Source organism: Corynebacterium occultum (assembly GCF_009734425.1).
GTDB lineage: Bacteria > Actinomycetota > Actinomycetes > Mycobacteriales > Mycobacteriaceae > Corynebacterium > Corynebacterium occultum.
Window position 1 is genome coordinate 1,844,378 of the sequence record NZ_CP046455.1, and the last position, 17,266, is coordinate 1,861,643.

Below are 17,266 nucleotides of genomic sequence, written 5' to 3' on the forward strand. Positions count from 1 at the left end.
AACGGGCCCCCAGAAAGCGACGCCCCCACCCCAAGGGGGATGGGGGCGTCGATAAGCGGCTCAGAGCACCGCCGTGGCGGCGACATAGAAACCATCGCGCTCCACCCAGCGGCCATCAATGAAAGGCACCGGGGTGGGCCGCACCAGCAGGTAGGAGATGAAGGTGCCGTCCTCACGGATGTCGATCTCCGCCTGCTCAAAACCCAGCCAACGATGCGTCATCGGGAACCAGGCCTTGTAGGTGGCCTCCTTCGCACAGAAGAGCAACCGATCCGGTGCCGTCACCCCATTTGCCGCCAAACGCTCCAACTGGGCCAACTCCCCCTCCCGGGCAATTGAACCCAGCACCTCCGGCGGTAGTTCATCCGCCGGTTCCGCATCCAACCCCATGGCACGCACCAGCAACCGCGGAGCCACCACCGCCGCCCGGAAACCCCGGGTATGGGTCATCGACCCACAGACCTCATCCGGCCACAGCGGCACCCCACGCTCCCCGCGCAGAATCGGCTGACCCTTGTCATATCCCAGATCCCGCAGGGCCTGGTGGGCGCACCAGCGGGCATCACCGAACTCGGACTTGCGGATATCCACCGAATGAGACACCAGGGACTGCTCCAGAGGATGCAGATCTCGATAATTGTTCAGGTCAATCTCATCCGGGGAGGTCTTGACATAACAGAACCTGGCCGACGTGGGGAAAAGACTGGCTTCAAGCATGATCAGTCTCCTCCCGCAGCACCTCATAAGGCCATTCCTGAATATCACCGTGACGCTCCCACTCCCGGGGGTAACCGAGGGACACCTCAATATGGGGCACCCCCGACACCTCAATCACACCAGGCATGTGCAGGTGACCGTAGATGACCGCCTCCGCACCATAACGCTCCGCCCAATTCCGGGTGTGCCGGGTCCCGCACCACAACGCCAGCTCAGTCCACCGCAGATGCTGGGTCGGCTCCTGCACCAGGGGCCAGTGGTTGATCAGCACCGTCGGCCCGTTGATCCGGCTGAGCCGCTTGATGGAATAGGCCAGGCGGTCCCAGCACCAGGCACGCACATCAACGAAGGGAGCAATGGCGAATTCATCGGTCATCATCACCTGACGCTGCTTGGCCGCCTCCACCGCCTGCTCCACCGTCATCCCCTGGGGACGGAAGCTGTAGTCATAAAGGGTGAACAGCGGCACCACCGTCACCCCGTTGAACACCGGATAAGGATCCTCCGGGGTGAGCACGTCGATGCGTCGACAGCCTGCGACCAGCTCATCATATTTCTCCCGACCCTGATAGCGGTCCTGGGAACGGGAAAACAGCTCATGGTTACCCGGAACCCAGATGACACAGGCGAATCGGCCACGGAGCTCCGCCAGCACCCGCAGCACCAGATCGGTGCGTTCCGCGACATCCCCGGCCACAATCAGCCAGTCACCCGGATCCCGGGGCTGGATCTGATCCACCTTCACGGTATTGGCCTTCACCGCCGCATGGAGATCCGACACCGCCCACAACGTTCTGCTCATGGCTGACGGGCCCCCTCATCTGCCCCACTGTCCGGGGTCTTCTCTTCACTGTCCAGTACTACCGCAGCCCAACGCATGGACCGGAACCGCCAGACTACCGCCACCAACCGGAGGAGGATGAAAGCCAACAGCCCACACCACACCCCAGTAAGCCCACCGTCGACAAGATAGGAGATCCACACCCCGGGCACGAAACCCAAAAGCACCGAAGCGATGGTGGCATTGCGCAGGAAAGCCGCGTCCGCAGCCCCCAGCAGCACCCCATCCAGGGCGAACACCACCCCACCGGCGATGATCATCACCACCAGCAGCCACCAGGGCCAGGCCAACGCCTCCAGCACCGCCTCATCAGTGCTGAAGATCCGTGGAATCACCCCTGCCCCGAGGGCGAAAACCAGCCCCAGCAGAGCGGCGAAGGCCAGCGAATAATAGGTCACCCGCTTACCGACGTCCCGGGCCGCGGCCACCGTACCCGCACCCAGCGCCGCACCGGTCAAGGTCTGCGCCGCAATAGCCAGGGAATCCAACACCAGGGTGATGAAATTCCACAGCTGCAGCATAATCTGGTGTGCCGCCAGCGAAGCAGTGCCGAAACGGGCAGCCACCGCAGCCGCCGAAAGGAAGGCGATCTGGAAGGACAGGGAACGCAAGATCAGATCCCGACCCAACACCATCTGGCGACGAATAATCCCCAGATCCGGGGCCCAGCCACCAAGATGACTACGCCACAACATCACCAGGAAACAGGAGGCGGTGATCGACAGACCGATCACATTGGCGAAAGCCGAACCGATCAAACCGAACTGGGCGACCAGCACCGGCACCAGGATCGCGCCGGGGATCACCCCGGCAAGCGTGAAGTAGAGCGGTGCCCGGGTGCTGCGGATTCCCCGCAACCAGCCATTTCCGGCCATGGTGAGCAGGGAAAGTGGGATGCCGATACTCTCGATGCGCAGCCACTTCGTTGCTTGCGTCGCGATGTCTGCATCACCGGTGAGCCAGAGCGTGAGCCAGGGGGCGCTGATCAGGACCAATGTGGCCAGTGCCAGACCAACACCGAGTGCCACCCAGCTGGCCTGGACTCCCTCAGCGATCGCCTCCCGCCGCTTCCCCGCTCCGTAGAGGCGAGAGGAACGTGCGGTGGTGCCGTAGGAGAGGAAGGTCAACTGGGTGGTCACCGTGGACTGGATGGCGGTGCCGGCGGCCAGGGCGGCCAGTTCAAAGGCCCCCAGTCGACCGACGACCGCGGTATCCAGCAGCAGGTAGAGAGGGTTGGCGGCCAGCACTCCTAGAGTGGGCAGCGCCAGGGCGAAGATCTGCCGGGCGCTGACCTTCTCCCCTACTTCACGGTCAGTAGGGCTCACGCTCGATCAGGTGCTCCCACACTCTCCAGGACCTGCAACAGCTCAGTCTCCACGGCACCGATGCCGCCGTAGGTGGTGTATCCGGCGGCCGGGACATGTCCTCCCCCATCGAGTGCCACCGCGATCCGGCTGACATCGATGACAGTGGAGCGCAGGGACACCGCCCAGGTGCCGGGGCTCATCTCCTTGAAAACCACACCAACATCAGTACCACGCAGGGCCCGGACGAAGTCCACCAGACTCTCCACCGCGGCCTCACTATGGCCGGAGATGAGATCATTGCTGGCGGTCAGGGTGGCGATGGTCAGATCACCCACCTGGTGGGTCGCAACCCCGGCCAGCACCCTGCCGATCATCTGGAGATCCCGCAGATCAGTACTGTCCATCAGGTCAACTGCGATAGCGGCGGTGTCGATGCCGGTGAGCATCAGCTCAGAAGCCAGGGCATGCATCTCGGCCCGCCCCCAACGGAAACTGCCGGTGTCGGTGACCAGGCCGGCGTAGATGCAATGTGCGATCTCACGGTCGACCTTCACACCTAACACCTTGAAGAGCTCATGCAGCACCGTGGTGGTTGACTCCGCTTCCCTCACCAGCAGATTCACCTTACCGAAACCAGGGTTGGAGGCATGGTGATCGATGACCAGAGTCTGGGAGCAACGCTCCGCGATGGCCTCGGCGAAGAATCCGGTGCGGTCGATGGAGCCGCAGTCCACGGTGACGATCAGGTCCGCATCCGGCAGTTCATCGGTGATACGGATCTCCCCGGAACCGGGGATGCTCAGCAGGTTCGCCGAGAACGGCTCCGGCTGGCCAACCAGGCCACTGGCCTGCTTACCCAGCTGACGCAGCGCCAGCACGAGAGCACTGACCGAACCGATGGCATCCGCATCGGAGCGGACATGACCGACCACGGTCACCGTCTCAGCAGCTTCGATGAGCGCCGCAGCTTCCCGCAGCATCTCCTGGAGGGACTGGCTCAAGACAGTTACTCTTCCCCATCGATCTTGTAGGGGTTCGCATCCCCTGCCGGGGTGGCGTTCTTCTTCAGTTCGGCCAGCTCCGCATCCCGGGCGCGGGCGCGGGCGAGCAGTGCCTCCATGTGCGCGGAAGCCGCCGGAACTGAGTCGACCTCGAAGCTCAGGGTCGGGGTGAAACGGACACCGAGCTCATCCCCGACGATCTTGCGCAGCTGGCCGCGGGCGCGGTGGAGTGCCTCCGCGGCGGCCGCCAGATCCGGGGCTTCATCAATTTCCTGGCCTCGGACGGTGTAAAAGACGGTTGCGTCATGCAGGTCACCGGTCACACGGGTATCCGTGACCGTCACCAGTTCAAGACGACGGTCCTTGATCTGCCGTTCGATGGCGCTAGCTACGATGGTCTGGATTCGTTTGGCCATCCGGGCGGCACGGGCTTTGTCAGCCATATCGGACCTCTCCTTCTTAAGGCGGGTAATAACTTCCCGAGATTCTACCCCGACCGGGCAGCTACTTCGATATCCCCGACTCCTTCCGGGAACCGTCCAGTGATGGGAATCATGCTCCCCACCCAATGAGACAAGCCCCTCCTGGTGGAGGTTGGGGCGCTGCCGGCTGGTCGGGAGAGTACAGATACCCCAGTTCTCCCGGCCCCAGGCAGGTCACAGAATGCCGGGGGGCCTCTGGGAGAGCAGTGGAAATCCCCTCCCCCAGGGGGGGGCGGCGAGAACCGCGAAGCAGAGTGATATGCAGCCCTGGGGGCACCGCAGGGCGTCGATAAGCGGGAGCGGTTAAGGACGACGCAGCGTCGGATAAGGCCAGGCCCGGGGCGGCATTCGCTGCTGCTCGAAGGGGTAACCGAGGGAAACATCCAGGTGGGAATAACCCGCCACCTTCATCTCTTCCGGCATGTGCAGATGTCCGTGCACCGCGCCAATGGCATTGAAGTCCCGGGTGAAAGAACGTGTCGCAGTTGTACCGCACCACAAGGCCATCTCCGGTTTAGCCATCCGAAGGGTCGGTTCCACCACCAGGGGCCAGTGATTCACCAGCAGAGTCGGCCCGGTGACGGTTGCCAGACGCTGCCGAGAATAGGCGACTCTTTCCTCACACCAGGCCGGAATATTGACATGGGGGGCGATGTAGAGCTCATCATCCAGTGTGGCCCGGGCCTGGCGGGCAGCCTCCAACGCCTGGGAGGCACTCAGGTGCGCAGGCCGGAAGGAATAGTCATAGAGGGTGAACAAGGGGGCGATGGTGACCTCGCCAAAACGGGGGTACTCATCCTCCGGAGTGTCCACCTGCACCTCACGCAGCAGATCCACCAGGAGCCGGTAGCGTTCCCTGCCCTTGAAACGTTCGCTGCGGCGGGCAAAAAGTTCATGATTCCCCGGGGTCCAGATGACCCGGGAATAACGACGCCGGAGATGGGCGAGCGTATCGACGATCTCGTCGATACGCTCCGCCACATCTCCGGCGACAATAAGCCAGTCCCCCGGATCCTTCGGCTGCAGCGCCTCAACTTTCCCGCGGTTGGCGGGGAAGCTGACGTGCAGATCCGAGACGGACCAGAGGGTGCTGCTCATCAACTAGTCCCGGGGGACCTCAACCATCTCGAAGACCTCGATCTTGTCTCCGACGGCGATGTTCGGGTAGGACAGCACCATACCGCACTCATAACCTGCGCTGACCTCGGTGGTGTCATCCTTCTCACGACGCAGCGAGACGATCTTCGCGGTGTCGGTGACGACGTTGCCGTCGCGCATGAGGCGGATGCTGGCGTTGCGGCGGACCTTGCCGGACTCCACCATGCAACCTGCGATGAGGCCGACTGCGGAAGCCTTGAAGATCGCGCGGATTTCGGCGGTGCCGACCGAGCGCTCCTCGTAGATCGGCTTGAGCATGCCCTTGAGAGCAGCCTCCACCTCTTCCAGAGCCTTGTAGATCACGGTGTAGTAGCGGACATCGACACCCTCGGCGTTGGCTTCCTCGGTGGCCTTGCCCTCAGCGCGAACGTTGAAGGCGATGATGACCGCGTTGGAGGCCGCTGCCAGAGTGACGTTGGTCTGGGTGACCGCACCGACGCCACGGTCGATGATGTTGAGCTGAACCTCGTCGTCGATCTCGAGCTTGAGCAGCGACTCCTCCAGGGCTTCCACCGAACCGGCGTTGTCGCCCTTGAGGATGAGGTTGAGGGTGCTGGTTTCCTTGAGCACGGAATCCAGGTCCTCCAGGGAGACACGCTTACGACTGCGTGCCGCCATGGCATTGCGCTTGCGGGCATTGCGCTGGTCAGCGATCTGACGAGCGAGGCGGTCATCCTCGACAACCATGATGTTGTCGCCGGCGCCGGGCACGCCGTTGAGACCCTGGACCTGGACCGGACGGGACGGGCCCGCCTCTTCCACGTCTTCGCCATGCTCATCAACCATGCGACGAACACGGCCATAGGTGTCACCGGCGACGATGGAGTCACCGACGCGGAGGGTACCGCGCTGGACGATGACGGTGGCCACGGGGCCACGACCACGGTCGAGGTGTGCTTCGATGGCGACACCCTGGGCATCCATATCCGGGTTGGCGCGCAGATCCAGTGCCGCGTCAGCGGTCAGCAGGACAGCTTCGAGCAGCTCATCGATGTTCAGACCCTGCTTGGCGGAGATGTCGACGAACATGGTGTCGCCGCCGTACTCCTCCGGAACAATGCCGTACTCGGTGAGCTGGCCACGGATCTTGTCCGGAGCCGCTTCTGGCTTATCAATCTTGTTCACCGCGACGACGATCGGGATATCGGCAGCCTTGGCATGGTTGATCGCTTCAACGGTCTGCGGCATGACGCCGTCATCCGCAGCGACAACCAGAATCGCCAAGTCGGTGGACTTGGCACCACGGGCACGCATGGCGGTGAAGGCCTCGTGACCCGGAGTATCCAGGAAGGTGATCTTCCGGTCGCGGTTCTCAATGGCGATATCAACCTGGTAGGCACCGATGCCCTGGGTGATGCCACCGGCCTCACGGCCGCCGACATTCGCCTTACGGATGGTGTCCAGCAGTCGGGTCTTACCATGGTCGACGTGACCCATGACGGTGACCACCGGGGGACGCTTGGCGAGGTCATCATCCTCACCCTCGTCCTCACCGAACTGCAGGTCGAAGCGCTCGAGGAGCTCACGGTCCTCATCCTCCGGGGAGACGACCTCAACCTTGTAGTTGATCTCGTCGCCCAGCAGCTGCAGGGTCTCATCGGAGACAGAAGCAGTTGCGGTGACCATTTCACCCAGGTTGAACAGCGCCTGAACCAGTGCCGATGCCTCGGCGCCGATCTTCTCGGCGAAGTCAGAGAGGGAGGCACCACGACGCAGGCGAAGGGTTTCACCGCGGCCGTCCGGCAGACGAACGCCACCGATGACGTTCGGTGCCTGCATTGCCTCGTATTCATTACGCTTCTGACGCTTCGACTTACGGCCACGACGCGGTGCGCCACCGGGACGCCCGAAAGCACCCGCGGTACCACCACGACGTCCGCCGCGAGCTCCGCCGCCCTTGAAACCGCCACCGGTACCCTGACCGCCAGCGCCACCGGGGCCGCCACGGCCACCACGGCCGCCACCGGCAGCCTTGGCCGGCATCGCGGCGGGGTTCGCGGGCATCATGGCCGGGCTCGGACGACGTCCGCCGCCCTGTGCCGGACGATCGCTGCCCTGTGCCGGACGGTCACCGCCGGGACGCGGGCTACGACCCTTGGCACCGGCACCGGCACCGGCGCTCTGGCCACCACGGCCACCTGCGGCACCACCCGGGCGAGGTCCACCACCGGGGCGAGGTCCACCGCCGGGACGGGGTCCGCCACCGGGGCGAGGTCCGCCACCGGGACGGGGAGCCGGACGCTCACCGCCACCGGAGGAGAAGGGGTTGTTGGCGACTCGCGGAGCGCGGCCACCCGGCTTGGGGCCGGGCTTTGCCATCGGACGGGGCATTGCAGCCTCGCTCGGCTTCGGAGTACCGCCAGGCTTAGGTGCTGCGGCGGCCGGGGTCGGCTTAGCAGCAGCCGGCTTAGCAGCAGCCGGCTTTGCTGCGGCGGCCGGCTTTGCTGCGGCGGCCGGCTTTGCTGCGGCGGCCGGCTTTGCTGCGGCGGCCGGGGTCGGCTTTGCGGCGGCCGGCTTTGCTGCGGCGGCCGGGGTCGGCTTAGCGGCAGCCGGCTTTGCTGCGGCGGCCGGGGTCGGCTTAGCGGCAGCCGGCTTTGCTGCGGCGGCCGGGGTCGGCTTGGCAACAGCAGCAGGCTTAGGGGCACCCGGCTTAGGTGCGGCACCCGGCTTGGGTGCAGCGCCCGGCTTGGGTGCAGCGGAACCCGGGGTGGGGGCCGCATTGTTTTCAGCACCATTGGAGGTGCCGTAGTGGCTGCGCATCTTCTTGACCACCGGGGGTTCGATGGTCGAGGATGCGGTCTTAACGAACTCGCCCTGCTCTTTGAGCGTTCCGAGTAATTCCTTGCTGGTTACGCCGAGCTGCTTTGCAAGCTCATGTACGCGTAGCTTTCCGGGCACTTCTCTCCTAAGAGGTTATTTCCAGGAGTCGAAGGCCAAGAAAGCGGCCTCGACACCTAGGTTGAATTGTTGACGTTCATCGCTGATGCTTCATCGTGTGCTCATCAGTGTTCGGTCTTCCTTACAATGTCTGTTCCCGCGTTGTTATCCGCGAGATAGGCTCGTACCTGACCTGTGTCCACTGAGGTGGACACCCTAAGCGCACGCCCGAAGGCACGGCGCTGTTCCGCCAGCTCGAGTGCATCGAGATTCGGAGTGATCCACGCTCCCCGGCCGGACATCCGGCGGGCAGGATCAGGGATCAATCGGGCATTATCCTCGGGATCGACGACAATGCGCAGAAGCTGAGTATCCGGCTTCTGCTTCTTGGTGGCGATACACGTACGAATACGGATGTGCTGGGGTGAAGTTCCACCTCGGCGGCTATCCGTCATTCGTCTCCTCTCACCGTGCCGGCATTTACCGGCAACCAAAATCTTGAACCTCACAGTCGAGGTCCCCGGGGTTCATGGGGAACTCCGAGGCGCTTCGATGCTAATGCACGTGGGCCGCTGTCTAGTTTACGCTAAAGTCACCTGAAATTGAACTTGGGTATATTAACTCGACCAATTTTCCCCCGATATCCGCCTGCCCGGACACTATTCGACCCTTTCAGAACTTCACGCTGAGCCGGATTCCGGCGATTCTGCGCTGAGCGCCCCTGCCCCCCATCACAGCAGTCCCTTGGCGAGCTCGGCAGGAAACGCTGAAGCGGGCGGAACCTGAATCATTGATTCAGGTCCCGCCCGCTTCAGCAAGGTTGAGGGAGGCGATACTGCCATCCCTCCCCCTTCACCTTCTAGTCGGCGGCCGCATCGGAGTGGATATCGATTTTCCAACCAGTCAGTCGTGCGGCGAGGCGGGCATTCTGGCCCTCCTTGCCGATGGCCAGGGACAGCTGGTAGTCCGGCACGATCACCTTCGCGGTTTGTGCCTCCAGATCAGTGACCTCCACCTTGACCACCTTGGAGGGCGCCAAGGCATTGCCGACGAAGACAGCCGGGTCATCGGAATAGTCGATGATGTCGATCTTCTCGCCACCGAGCGCATTCATGATGTTGGAGACACGCTGGCCACGCGGGCCGATGCAGGCACCCTTGGCGTTCAGCCCGCGGGCACGGGCAGCGACAGCAACCTTGGAGCGGTGGCCAGCTTCCCGGGCGATGCCCACGATTTCGACGGAACCGTCAGCAACCTCGGGGACCTCCAGCTCGAAGAGGCCACGCACCAGCTCGGGGTGGGTGCGGGAAAGGTTGATCTGAATGTTGCGGGTGCCCCTGTTGACCTCGACGACGAAAGCCTTGACGCGGTCACCGTGGACCAACTTCTCGCCCGGGATCTGCTCGGCCGGCAGTAGGATACCGTCCTGGGAGTCCAGTTCGGTGCCGAGCTGGACAACGACCATGCCACGCTCATTGGCGCGCACATCACGTTGCACCAGTCCGGAGACGACCTTGCCCTCATAGGCGGTGTAGGCATCGAAGGCGCGGCCAGCCTCAGCTTCACGCATACGGGCGACGATGGCCTCACGCACAGCCTGGGCGCCAACACGGCCGAAGTTGCTGGGGGTGTCATCGTATTCGCTGTCCACCTCACCGTTCTCATCGAATTCGGTGACGATGACGTTGACGGAGCCGGTCTCGGCATCAATGTCTACACGGGACTTGGCGTTCACGTTGGCCAGGGCGCTGTCCCGGTACTCCAGGTAGGCGTGAAGCAGGGCGCCGGCGATGGTGCTCAGCAGATCCCTGACCGGAATCCCCTTCTCGGTCTCAATGGCCTTCAGTGCCTGCAAATCGATATTCACTTGTCTTCCTCTCCCCGTTCCAGGGCATCTTCATGGTTCAGTCCGGCGAGCTCAAGCTCCATAGCCGGTGGTTTAGCGAATTCAATTTCTACCACTGCGGAGTGGCTTTCCGTTAATTCAAGGTTGCGGATCACAGGCTGTTTCTTGTCCGTGCCGACCAGAATCACGGCAGTTTCGCTACTGTTGAGGGCGCCGATACGCCAGATCTGAGATGTACCTTCCTGCGTCACCTTGACCAGGCGGGTGCGGTTACGACGCCAGTGACGGGGTGCAGTGAAGGGCAGCTCAACGCCCGGGGTGGAGACCTCCAGGGTGTAGCCCGCGCCGAAGCTGTAGCGCCCCTCAGTCTCTGCGGCATCGAGAACTTCGGAGAGCTCCTGGGAAACCACCTCAAGCTCATCGAGACTGGGACGGGTGTCGGAGTCGAGACCGATCGAGACCACGGATTTCTTTCCGGCCCGGACCACCTTGATCGTTTCCACGTCCATCCGGTGAGATTCCGTGATGGGGGTGATGAGTTCTGTCAACTGCTCGACGCTGGGGAATGCCATACCCATCAGCCTATCCTGAGCCGCTAATGTGGTTGCACGTGAACCTCAAGCCCCTGATTTCGACCGCCCTGATCATCACTGCCGCAACGGCGCTGAGCGCCTGCTCGATGATGGACGTGCTGGGACCTCGACCCAACCAGGAACTTGAAACCCTCTATCTCCGCGCCGGTGAAGATGCGAGAATACTCGCAGATCAGGAGCCTGAGCTGGCAGATCTCCGCGCCTCCCAGGCGGATGCCCTACTCGCGGAGATCCAGCGTCTCTGCGGGATCAATGAGAGCGGAACAGTGCCCGTCTCCTGTGAAGTTGATGCTCCCGAAGCGCCGGAATCGGGCGACACCGAAACTGGTGGCCCAGGGGAGATCATCAATGCCGCCCTGCTGGACAATGTCCTGGCCACGGGAGAGGCTCCGGAAGAGTCCCGCGATCTGTTGACGGCCCAGGCCATTGATCTGGCCGCCGCGGACGGCGACACCTCCCTGCCGGATACCCCGATCCTCAGCTCTGAGATCGACCTCGCCGCTGCCCGGGGCCTGCTCGAGCAGGAGCTGGCTACCGAGTACGGGCTCGGTGTCGCCCTGGCCTTCGCCGATGCGGATACCCGCACGCTCATCGACGCCCTGCTCACCGCCCACCGGGAGCGCATCCTGGCACTGCAGCTGCTGCTTCAGGATAGTGGCGAGGTTCCCGAACCCCAGCCGGGCTATGAATTCGACGCGCTGCCGGAACCGGTCGACGCAGCCTCTGCCCGTGCATTCGCCAACACGATCGCCGCTGACACCCTGCTGCACTGGCAGGCGGCTGCAGCGGTCGCAGAGTCCGCGAACTGGCGCAGCTTCGCGGTGGAGGCCGCCGCGCACGCCGCTGCCACCCCCTCCCTGCTGGACTGAGCCTACTTCTTGGCCGCCGGCCCCTCCGCTGCGAGGCGTGTCTGCAGGTCCCCGATGAAGGAACGCATCGAGTCACCCACGCCTTCCAGATAGCGCACCACCGCATCCTGCTCCGCTGGGGACATGCTCTGGATGACCGCATCCGATTCACTGATCATCGGGAGGATCAGTTCCATGACTTCGGCCGCAGCCGAAGGGACGGGGCGGATCAGGGTTCGCCTTCGATCGTCCGGATGGAGCACCCGTTCCGCATGCTCCCGCCGCACCAGGCGATCGATCACGGTGGTGGTGGCCGCCGCGCTCAGATGAAGACGCCCGGTCAATTCGGTCGGTGTCATACTTCCCTGGTACATCAGAAGCTGCATGGCCTGCAGATCTGTGTCATTGGTGTTGAGGCAGCGGCGGGTATGGAATTCCACAGCATCATTGAGCACAAGAATCTGGCGGAGAAGGATTGATGCCTTGTGCATCTGGTTCTCCTTCGCCCACTTTCCCGGGGAATCTCCCACACCTCGCCCCTTTCCCTGTTTGAACTTATTGTACGATAATCGAAGTAAAGCGAAGATCCAACCATTCCTGCTGTATCGGTGCTTGACAGGTTCACACGGCTAACGCGGAAGCTGTTCAGATGCCCCCATGGTGAAAGGTAACTACATTGAACTCAACCATTATGCGCCGCTTCCGGTGGCTTACCCTATTGCTCCTCATAGTGGGTGGGCTGGTCATGGCGATCGGTTCCGCCACCCTCCCCAATAACCCCACCGGCATGCTGCCGGATGAAGCTGACTCCACCCAGGTATCCCAGATCCTGGCTGACAGTGATTCCGCCAATGGCAACGCCGCAGTCATCTTCTTCAAATCCGATAACGGCCCCCTTGACATGGCTGCCGTAGGCACCAAGGCCCAGGAACTCGGTGGGCCAGCCATCCCGAGTGAAGATGGCACCGCCGCGATCATCCCCCTGAACATTGACGCGGAATCCCTGTCCGGGAACAGCGATGAGGTTCAGGCCCTGCGCGGTGAAGCTCGGGCTGGTCTTCCCGAGGGGGTCACCGCCCAGGTCACCGGTCCCGCCGCCATCAGTGCAGACCTCGCCGGAGTCTTTGAGGGAGCGAACTTCCTGCTGCTCGGCGTCACCGGCCTCATTGTCGCGGTACTGCTGATCTTCACCTACCGCTCCCCCATCCTGTGGATCATTCCGCTCGCGGTCATCGGCATCGCCGACCGCGTGGCAGCCACCGCCTTCACCTGGGTCCTCGATGCCCTGGGCATGACCTGGAATGAGTCCACCGCAGGTATTCTCTCCGTGTTGGTCTTCGGCGCCGGCACCAACTACGCACTGCTGTTGATCTCCCGTTACCGGGATGAACTGCACCACACCCCCGACCGTTTCGAGGCCATGGCGAAGGCCTGGACCCCCACCGCCAAGACCGTGTTAGCCAGCGGTGTGACCGTGGTTCTCGGCGTCGCCTGCCTGATGCTGTCCAACACCGCCGCTAACCGTGGCCTCGGTGCAGCCACCATGATCGGTATCGTCATCGCCATGGCATTCGCCCTCTTCGCGCTGCCTGGGGCACTGGTCACCTTCGGCCGTTGGATCTTCTGGCCGCAGAAGCCGGAGGTCGGCACCAAGGTCGAGCACAAGTTCTGGGACCGGATCGGCAATGTGGTCCGCCAGAGCCCCCGCAAGGTGCTCGTCGGCTGCCTGGCGCTGCTCATCATCTGTGCGGCCGGCTACCCTTTCCTGAACATCGGCCTCAAGCAGGAGGACCAGTTCATCGACACCCCGGAGTCGATCACCGCGGCCGCTGAATTGACCGAGTCCTTCCCTGAGCAGAATGCCACCCCCGCGAAGGTCCTGACCCAGGATGCAGCGGAAGTCACCTCCCGCATGGAGCAGGCTGACATCACCTTCACTCCGGCTGATGAGGTCAATGGCTGGGCGGTATTCAATGTCACCGATGTCCCTGCGGCTGAGGATGAGACCGTTGAGCTGCGTGCGGTGCTTGAGGGTACCGAGACCCTGGTCGGCGGCTCCGACGCTGAACTGCTGGACACCAAGGACTTCGCCGCCTCAGACCGGATGATCATCTTCCCGTTGGTGCTGCTGGTCGTCTTCGTGGCCCTGGTCGGCCTGCTGCGCTCTTTCCTGGCACCGCTGATCATGGTCGGCACGGTGCTCCTGACCAATATCGCCGCCCTGGGTCTGGGCTGGTGGATCTCCACCGGGATCTTCGGCTTCGACACCTACGCCGACACCACCCCCCTCTACGCCTTCGTCTTCCTGGTTGCCCTGGGTATCGACTACTCCATCTTCCTGATCACCCGAACCCGTGAAGATGCCCGCAAGGTGGGCACCCGTGATGGTGTCCTCACCGCACTGTCCTCCACCGGCGGCGTGATCACCTCCGCTGGCATCCTGCTGGCCGCGGTTTTCGCCGCCCTGGGTGTGCTGCCCCTGGTGGCCCTCGCCCAGATCGGCATCGTCATCTTCATCGGTGTGCTGTTGGATACCTTGCTGGTCCGCACCCTGCTCATCCCCTCCCTGGTGCGTCTGCTGGGTGAGAAGTTCTGGTGGCCGACCACGCTCAAGCCCAGCCCCGAGAACACTGAGAACGCTGCCGACGACAGTGAAACACTCAGTGTCAAGGCTTAAAGTTCAACGTCCTTGATCAGTGAGGCTCCCCACCCCAGAGGCTGTGGTGGGGATCTTTTCTTTTTCCTCAGCCCTGGCAAGCTCAGGGTTCCGGGCATCATGGACAGCCCGGACCCCTTCACACGACTTTCCAGCCAACACTCCTCTGACCGGCACACCCATCCCCGAAATGAGTTGAGGGAGGGTGTCGGAGGATTCCTCCGGCACCCTCCCTCAGGGAGTTGCTCTCAGCACACTGTATTAGTTGCGCACCAGAGCGATGATCCGCTCCACGATCTCTGCGGCCGGAACCTCGAGGGTCTCCCCGCCACGCTGGCGCAATTCGATGACACCATCGCTGAAGCTGCGGCCGAGGATGGCTGCCAACGGCATGCCGAGCAGCTCGGCATCCTTGAACTTGACACCCGGGCTGACCTTGGGACGGTCGTCGATAAGCACCTCAATGCCGGCGGCATCCAGATCTGCGGCGAGCTTCTCGGCGGCCTCGCGGGCGATCTCATCCTTGTTGGCGATGACCACATGCACCGGGAAGGGAGCGACCTCAATCGGCCAGTTCAGTCCCTTCTCATCGTGATACTGCTCCGCCAGAGCGGCCACCAGGCGGGACACACCGACACCATAGGAACCCATGGTGGGCACGGCACGCTTGCCATTCTCATCCAGGATCTGGACATCGAAGGCCTCGGTGTACTTGCGGCCCAGCTGGAAGATATGGCCGATCTCAATGCCACGGGCCAGGGTCAGGGTGCCCAGGCCCTCCGGTGCCGGATCGCCCTCCTTGACCTCGGCGGCCTCGATGAAACCATCCGGGGTGAAGTCACGGCCGGTGACCAAGCCGACGACGTGGCGGTTCTTCTCATCGGCACCGGTGATCCAGGAAGTGCCGCTGACCACGCGCGGATCAGCCAGGACGCGGACACCATTCTTGGCCAGCCCGACCGGGCCGACATAACCCTTGACCAGGAAATCAGACTTGGCAAAGTCCTCCTCCGAGGCCAGCTCCACGGTGGCCGGCTCCAGGGAAGCCTCCAGACGCTTCATGTCGACCTCGCGGTCACCGGGCACCAGCACACCGGTCAGCTCCGGCTCGGCACCTGCCTCGGTGACCTTCACGACGATGCACTTGAGGGTGTCGGCGGCCATGACGGCACGACCCTCGACGGTGACACCGGCATCATTGGCCCAGTTCACCAGGGTTTCAATGGTCTCCGAATCGGGGGTCTCATGAACCACGGCATCGGGCTGGCCCTCGATGGGACGCTCCACACCGGGCTGGGTGACAACTGCCTCGACGTTGGCGGCGTACTCCCCCTCGGTGGAACGGACGAAAGTGTCCTCACCGGTCTCAGAGACAGCCAGGAACTCCTCGGAGGCGGAACCACCCATGGCACCGGAGGTGGCGGCACAGATGACATACTCCAGGCCCAGACGGTCGAAGATACGCTGGTAAGCAGCGCGGTGACGCTGGTAGGACTCCTCCAGGCCGGCGTCGGACATGTCGAAGGAGTAGGAGTCCTTCATGATGAACTCGCGTCCCCGCAGCACCCCGGCGCGGGGGCGTGCCTCATCGCGGTACTTGGTCTGGATCTGGTACAGGGTGACCGGAAAATCCTTGTAGGAGGAGTAGAGGTCCTTGACCACGGAGGTGAACATCTCCTCGTGGGTCGGGCCCAGCAGCATGTCCACACCACGGCGGTCCTGGAGGCGGAAGAGTTCTGCACCGTACTCATTCCAGCGGTTGGTGGTCTCATAGGGTTCACGGGGCAGCAGCGCCGGGAAGCTGAGCTCTTGTCCGCCCATCGCGTTCATTTCCTCGCGGACGACGGTCTCCACCTTGCGCAATACCTTCAGTCCCAGCGGCAGCCAGGTGTAGACACCTGGGGCAGCTCGGCGGACATAACCGGCTCGCACGAGCAGCTTGTGGCTCGGCACCTCTGCGTCGGCGGGATCTTCTCGCAGCGTACGCAGGAACATGGTGGACAGACGTGTGATCATAGTGTGTCAATATACCGCTTAACCTGCAGCATGACGCGGCAGGGGTCACTTAAATCCCGGGTCCCGATCAGAGGTGCTTTCTTGACCCCCCAACCCCGCCATAAGCAGGGGCCTCGGCTCTATCCGGACACCCCCGGATATTAGGGTCTAACTCATGCTGATCCTGCTTCCCCCCTCTGAGACCAAGGCCTTTGGTGGCGAACATCCTGCACTGGACTGGGAGAGTTTGAGCTTCCCGGCACTCAACTCCACCCGGGAGGCCATCGCCCGGGACCTCAGCCGGATGGATCCCGATGAGATGCAGAAAGCCCTGAAACTCAGCGCGAAGCTGCGTCAGGAAGTTGAAGCGAACCAGGAGTTCTTCAGCTCCCCCACCATGTCGGCGATCCACCGCTACACCGGGGTACTCTATGACGCGTTGGATGCTGCCACGCTTAATGATGCCGCCCTGGCCCGGCTTGCGATCGGCTCCGCACTCTTCGGTGTCGTCGGTGCCACCGATCCGATTCCCCATTACCGACTCTCCGCCAGCTCCAAGATCCCACAGGCTGATGGCACCATGCCGACGATGAAAGCGCGGTGGGGAAAAACCATCACCGAGGTGCTGGGTGAGGTGTCCGGGCTGATCGTGGATCTCCGCAGCAGTGGCTACCAGCAGCTGGGCAAGGTTCCTGGTGCGGTGACGGTGCGGGTGGAGGCGGTGCAGGATGATGGTTCCCGCAAGGTTGTCAGCCATTTCAACAAGTTCTACAAGGGACAACTGGCACGGTTGCTGGCCCAGGCTGAGAGTGAGCCGGAGGATGGCGCACAGGTCGCAGAGGTGGCCCGGGCGGCCGGAATGGAAATGGAGTTGGGTGAGGGCCTGGAATTGACCATGGTCGTCAGCAGTGCCACCACGGTGGGGGTCAAGGCCTAAGTTCCCTG

15 protein-coding genes are annotated in these 17,266 nt (G+C 63.1%); 3 read left to right on the top strand and 12 right to left on the bottom strand.

Annotation, left to right across the window (positions count from 1 at the left end):
• Nucleotides 1-60: 60 nt before the first annotated feature.
• The 10 genes from COCCU_RS08610 to rimP all read right to left on the bottom strand — a co-directional run bounded on the left by COCCU_RS08610 (nucleotide 61) and on the right by rimP (nucleotide 10,801).
• On the bottom strand, nucleotides 61-717 hold the full coding sequence (locus tag COCCU_RS08610) for a 4'-phosphopantetheinyl transferase family protein (protein WP_156231126.1): 657 nt from the start codon (nucleotides 715-717) through the stop codon (nucleotides 61-63).
• A complete protein-coding gene (locus tag COCCU_RS08615; protein WP_156231127.1) occupies nucleotides 710-1,519 on the bottom strand; it encodes a metallophosphoesterase family protein in 810 nt (269 codons plus the stop codon). The genes COCCU_RS08610 and COCCU_RS08615 overlap by 8 nt, the downstream gene beginning before the upstream one ends.
• The gene (locus COCCU_RS08620) at nucleotides 1,516-2,883 is read right to left on the bottom strand and encodes an MATE family efflux transporter (RefSeq protein ID WP_156231128.1); all 1,368 of its coding nucleotides are present in this window, start codon (nucleotides 2,881-2,883) and stop codon (nucleotides 1,516-1,518) included. Before COCCU_RS08620 ends, COCCU_RS08615 begins: the two co-directional genes overlap by 4 nt.
• Nucleotides 2,880-3,866, bottom strand: a complete 987-nt coding sequence (locus tag COCCU_RS08625) for a DHH family phosphoesterase (protein WP_331457785.1) — start codon at nucleotides 3,864-3,866, stop codon at nucleotides 2,880-2,882. Before COCCU_RS08625 ends, COCCU_RS08620 begins: the two co-directional genes overlap by 4 nt.
• 5 nt (nucleotides 3,867-3,871) lie before the next feature.
• The gene (rbfA, locus tag COCCU_RS08630; protein ID WP_156231129.1) at nucleotides 3,872-4,309 is read right to left on the bottom strand and encodes a 30S ribosome-binding factor RbfA; all 438 of its coding nucleotides are present in this window, start codon (nucleotides 4,307-4,309) and stop codon (nucleotides 3,872-3,874) included.
• A gap of 342 nt (nucleotides 4,310-4,651) precedes the next feature.
• Nucleotides 4,652-5,446 carry a metallophosphoesterase family protein gene (locus COCCU_RS08635; protein WP_156231130.1) on the bottom strand — a complete coding sequence of 265 codons (795 nt, stop codon included), beginning with the start codon at nucleotides 5,444-5,446 and terminating at the stop codon, nucleotides 4,652-4,654.
• A 3-nt stretch (nucleotides 5,447-5,449) separates the two neighbouring features.
• Entirely contained in the window at nucleotides 5,450-8,404 is a 2,955-nt protein-coding gene (infB, locus tag COCCU_RS08640; protein ID WP_156231131.1) for a translation initiation factor IF-2, read from the bottom strand.
• Nucleotides 8,405-8,508: 104 nt separating this feature from the next.
• Nucleotides 8,509-8,838, bottom strand: a complete 330-nt coding sequence (locus tag COCCU_RS08645; RefSeq protein WP_156231132.1) for a YlxR family protein — start codon at nucleotides 8,836-8,838, stop codon at nucleotides 8,509-8,511.
• Nucleotides 8,839-9,242: 404 nt separating this feature from the next.
• Complete coding sequence (gene nusA, locus COCCU_RS08650; RefSeq protein ID WP_156231133.1) at nucleotides 9,243-10,250, bottom strand: transcription termination factor NusA; 1,008 nt, start codon at nucleotides 10,248-10,250, stop codon at nucleotides 9,243-9,245.
• Complete coding sequence (gene rimP, locus COCCU_RS08655) at nucleotides 10,247-10,801, bottom strand: ribosome maturation factor RimP (RefSeq protein WP_156231134.1); 555 nt, start codon at nucleotides 10,799-10,801, stop codon at nucleotides 10,247-10,249. Before rimP ends, nusA begins: the two co-directional genes overlap by 4 nt.
• Nucleotides 10,802-10,839: 38 nt before the next feature.
• On the opposite strand from rimP, the gene COCCU_RS08660 reads away from it, so the two are divergent.
• Nucleotides 10,840-11,691, top strand: coding sequence for a DUF4439 domain-containing protein (locus COCCU_RS08660; protein ID WP_197088321.1), 852 nt, complete (start codon nucleotides 10,840-10,842; stop codon nucleotides 11,689-11,691).
• Between the two features lie 2 nt (nucleotides 11,692-11,693).
• Here the strand turns inward: COCCU_RS08660 and COCCU_RS08665 are convergent, their stop codons facing one another.
• Complete coding sequence (locus tag COCCU_RS08665; RefSeq protein ID WP_156231136.1) at nucleotides 11,694-12,161, bottom strand: MarR family winged helix-turn-helix transcriptional regulator; 468 nt, start codon at nucleotides 12,159-12,161, stop codon at nucleotides 11,694-11,696.
• A 254-nt stretch (nucleotides 12,162-12,415) separates the two neighbouring features.
• Here COCCU_RS08665 and COCCU_RS08670 point away from each other — a divergent pair, with 254 nt between their 5' ends.
• Nucleotides 12,416-14,347, top strand: coding sequence for an MMPL family transporter (locus COCCU_RS08670; RefSeq protein ID WP_231598713.1), 1,932 nt, complete (start codon nucleotides 12,416-12,418; stop codon nucleotides 14,345-14,347).
• Nucleotides 14,348-14,587: 240 nt separating this feature from the next.
• Here COCCU_RS08670 and COCCU_RS08675 read toward each other — a convergent pair whose 3' ends face one another.
• Entirely contained in the window at nucleotides 14,588-16,342 is a 1,755-nt protein-coding gene (locus tag COCCU_RS08675; RefSeq protein ID WP_156231137.1) for a proline--tRNA ligase, read from the bottom strand.
• 154 nt (nucleotides 16,343-16,496) lie between these two features.
• On the opposite strand from COCCU_RS08675, the gene yaaA reads away from it, so the two are divergent.
• Nucleotides 16,497-17,258, top strand: coding sequence for a peroxide stress protein YaaA (gene yaaA / locus COCCU_RS08680; RefSeq protein WP_156231138.1), 762 nt, complete (start codon nucleotides 16,497-16,499; stop codon nucleotides 17,256-17,258).
• Nucleotides 17,259-17,266 lie beyond the last annotated feature (8 nt).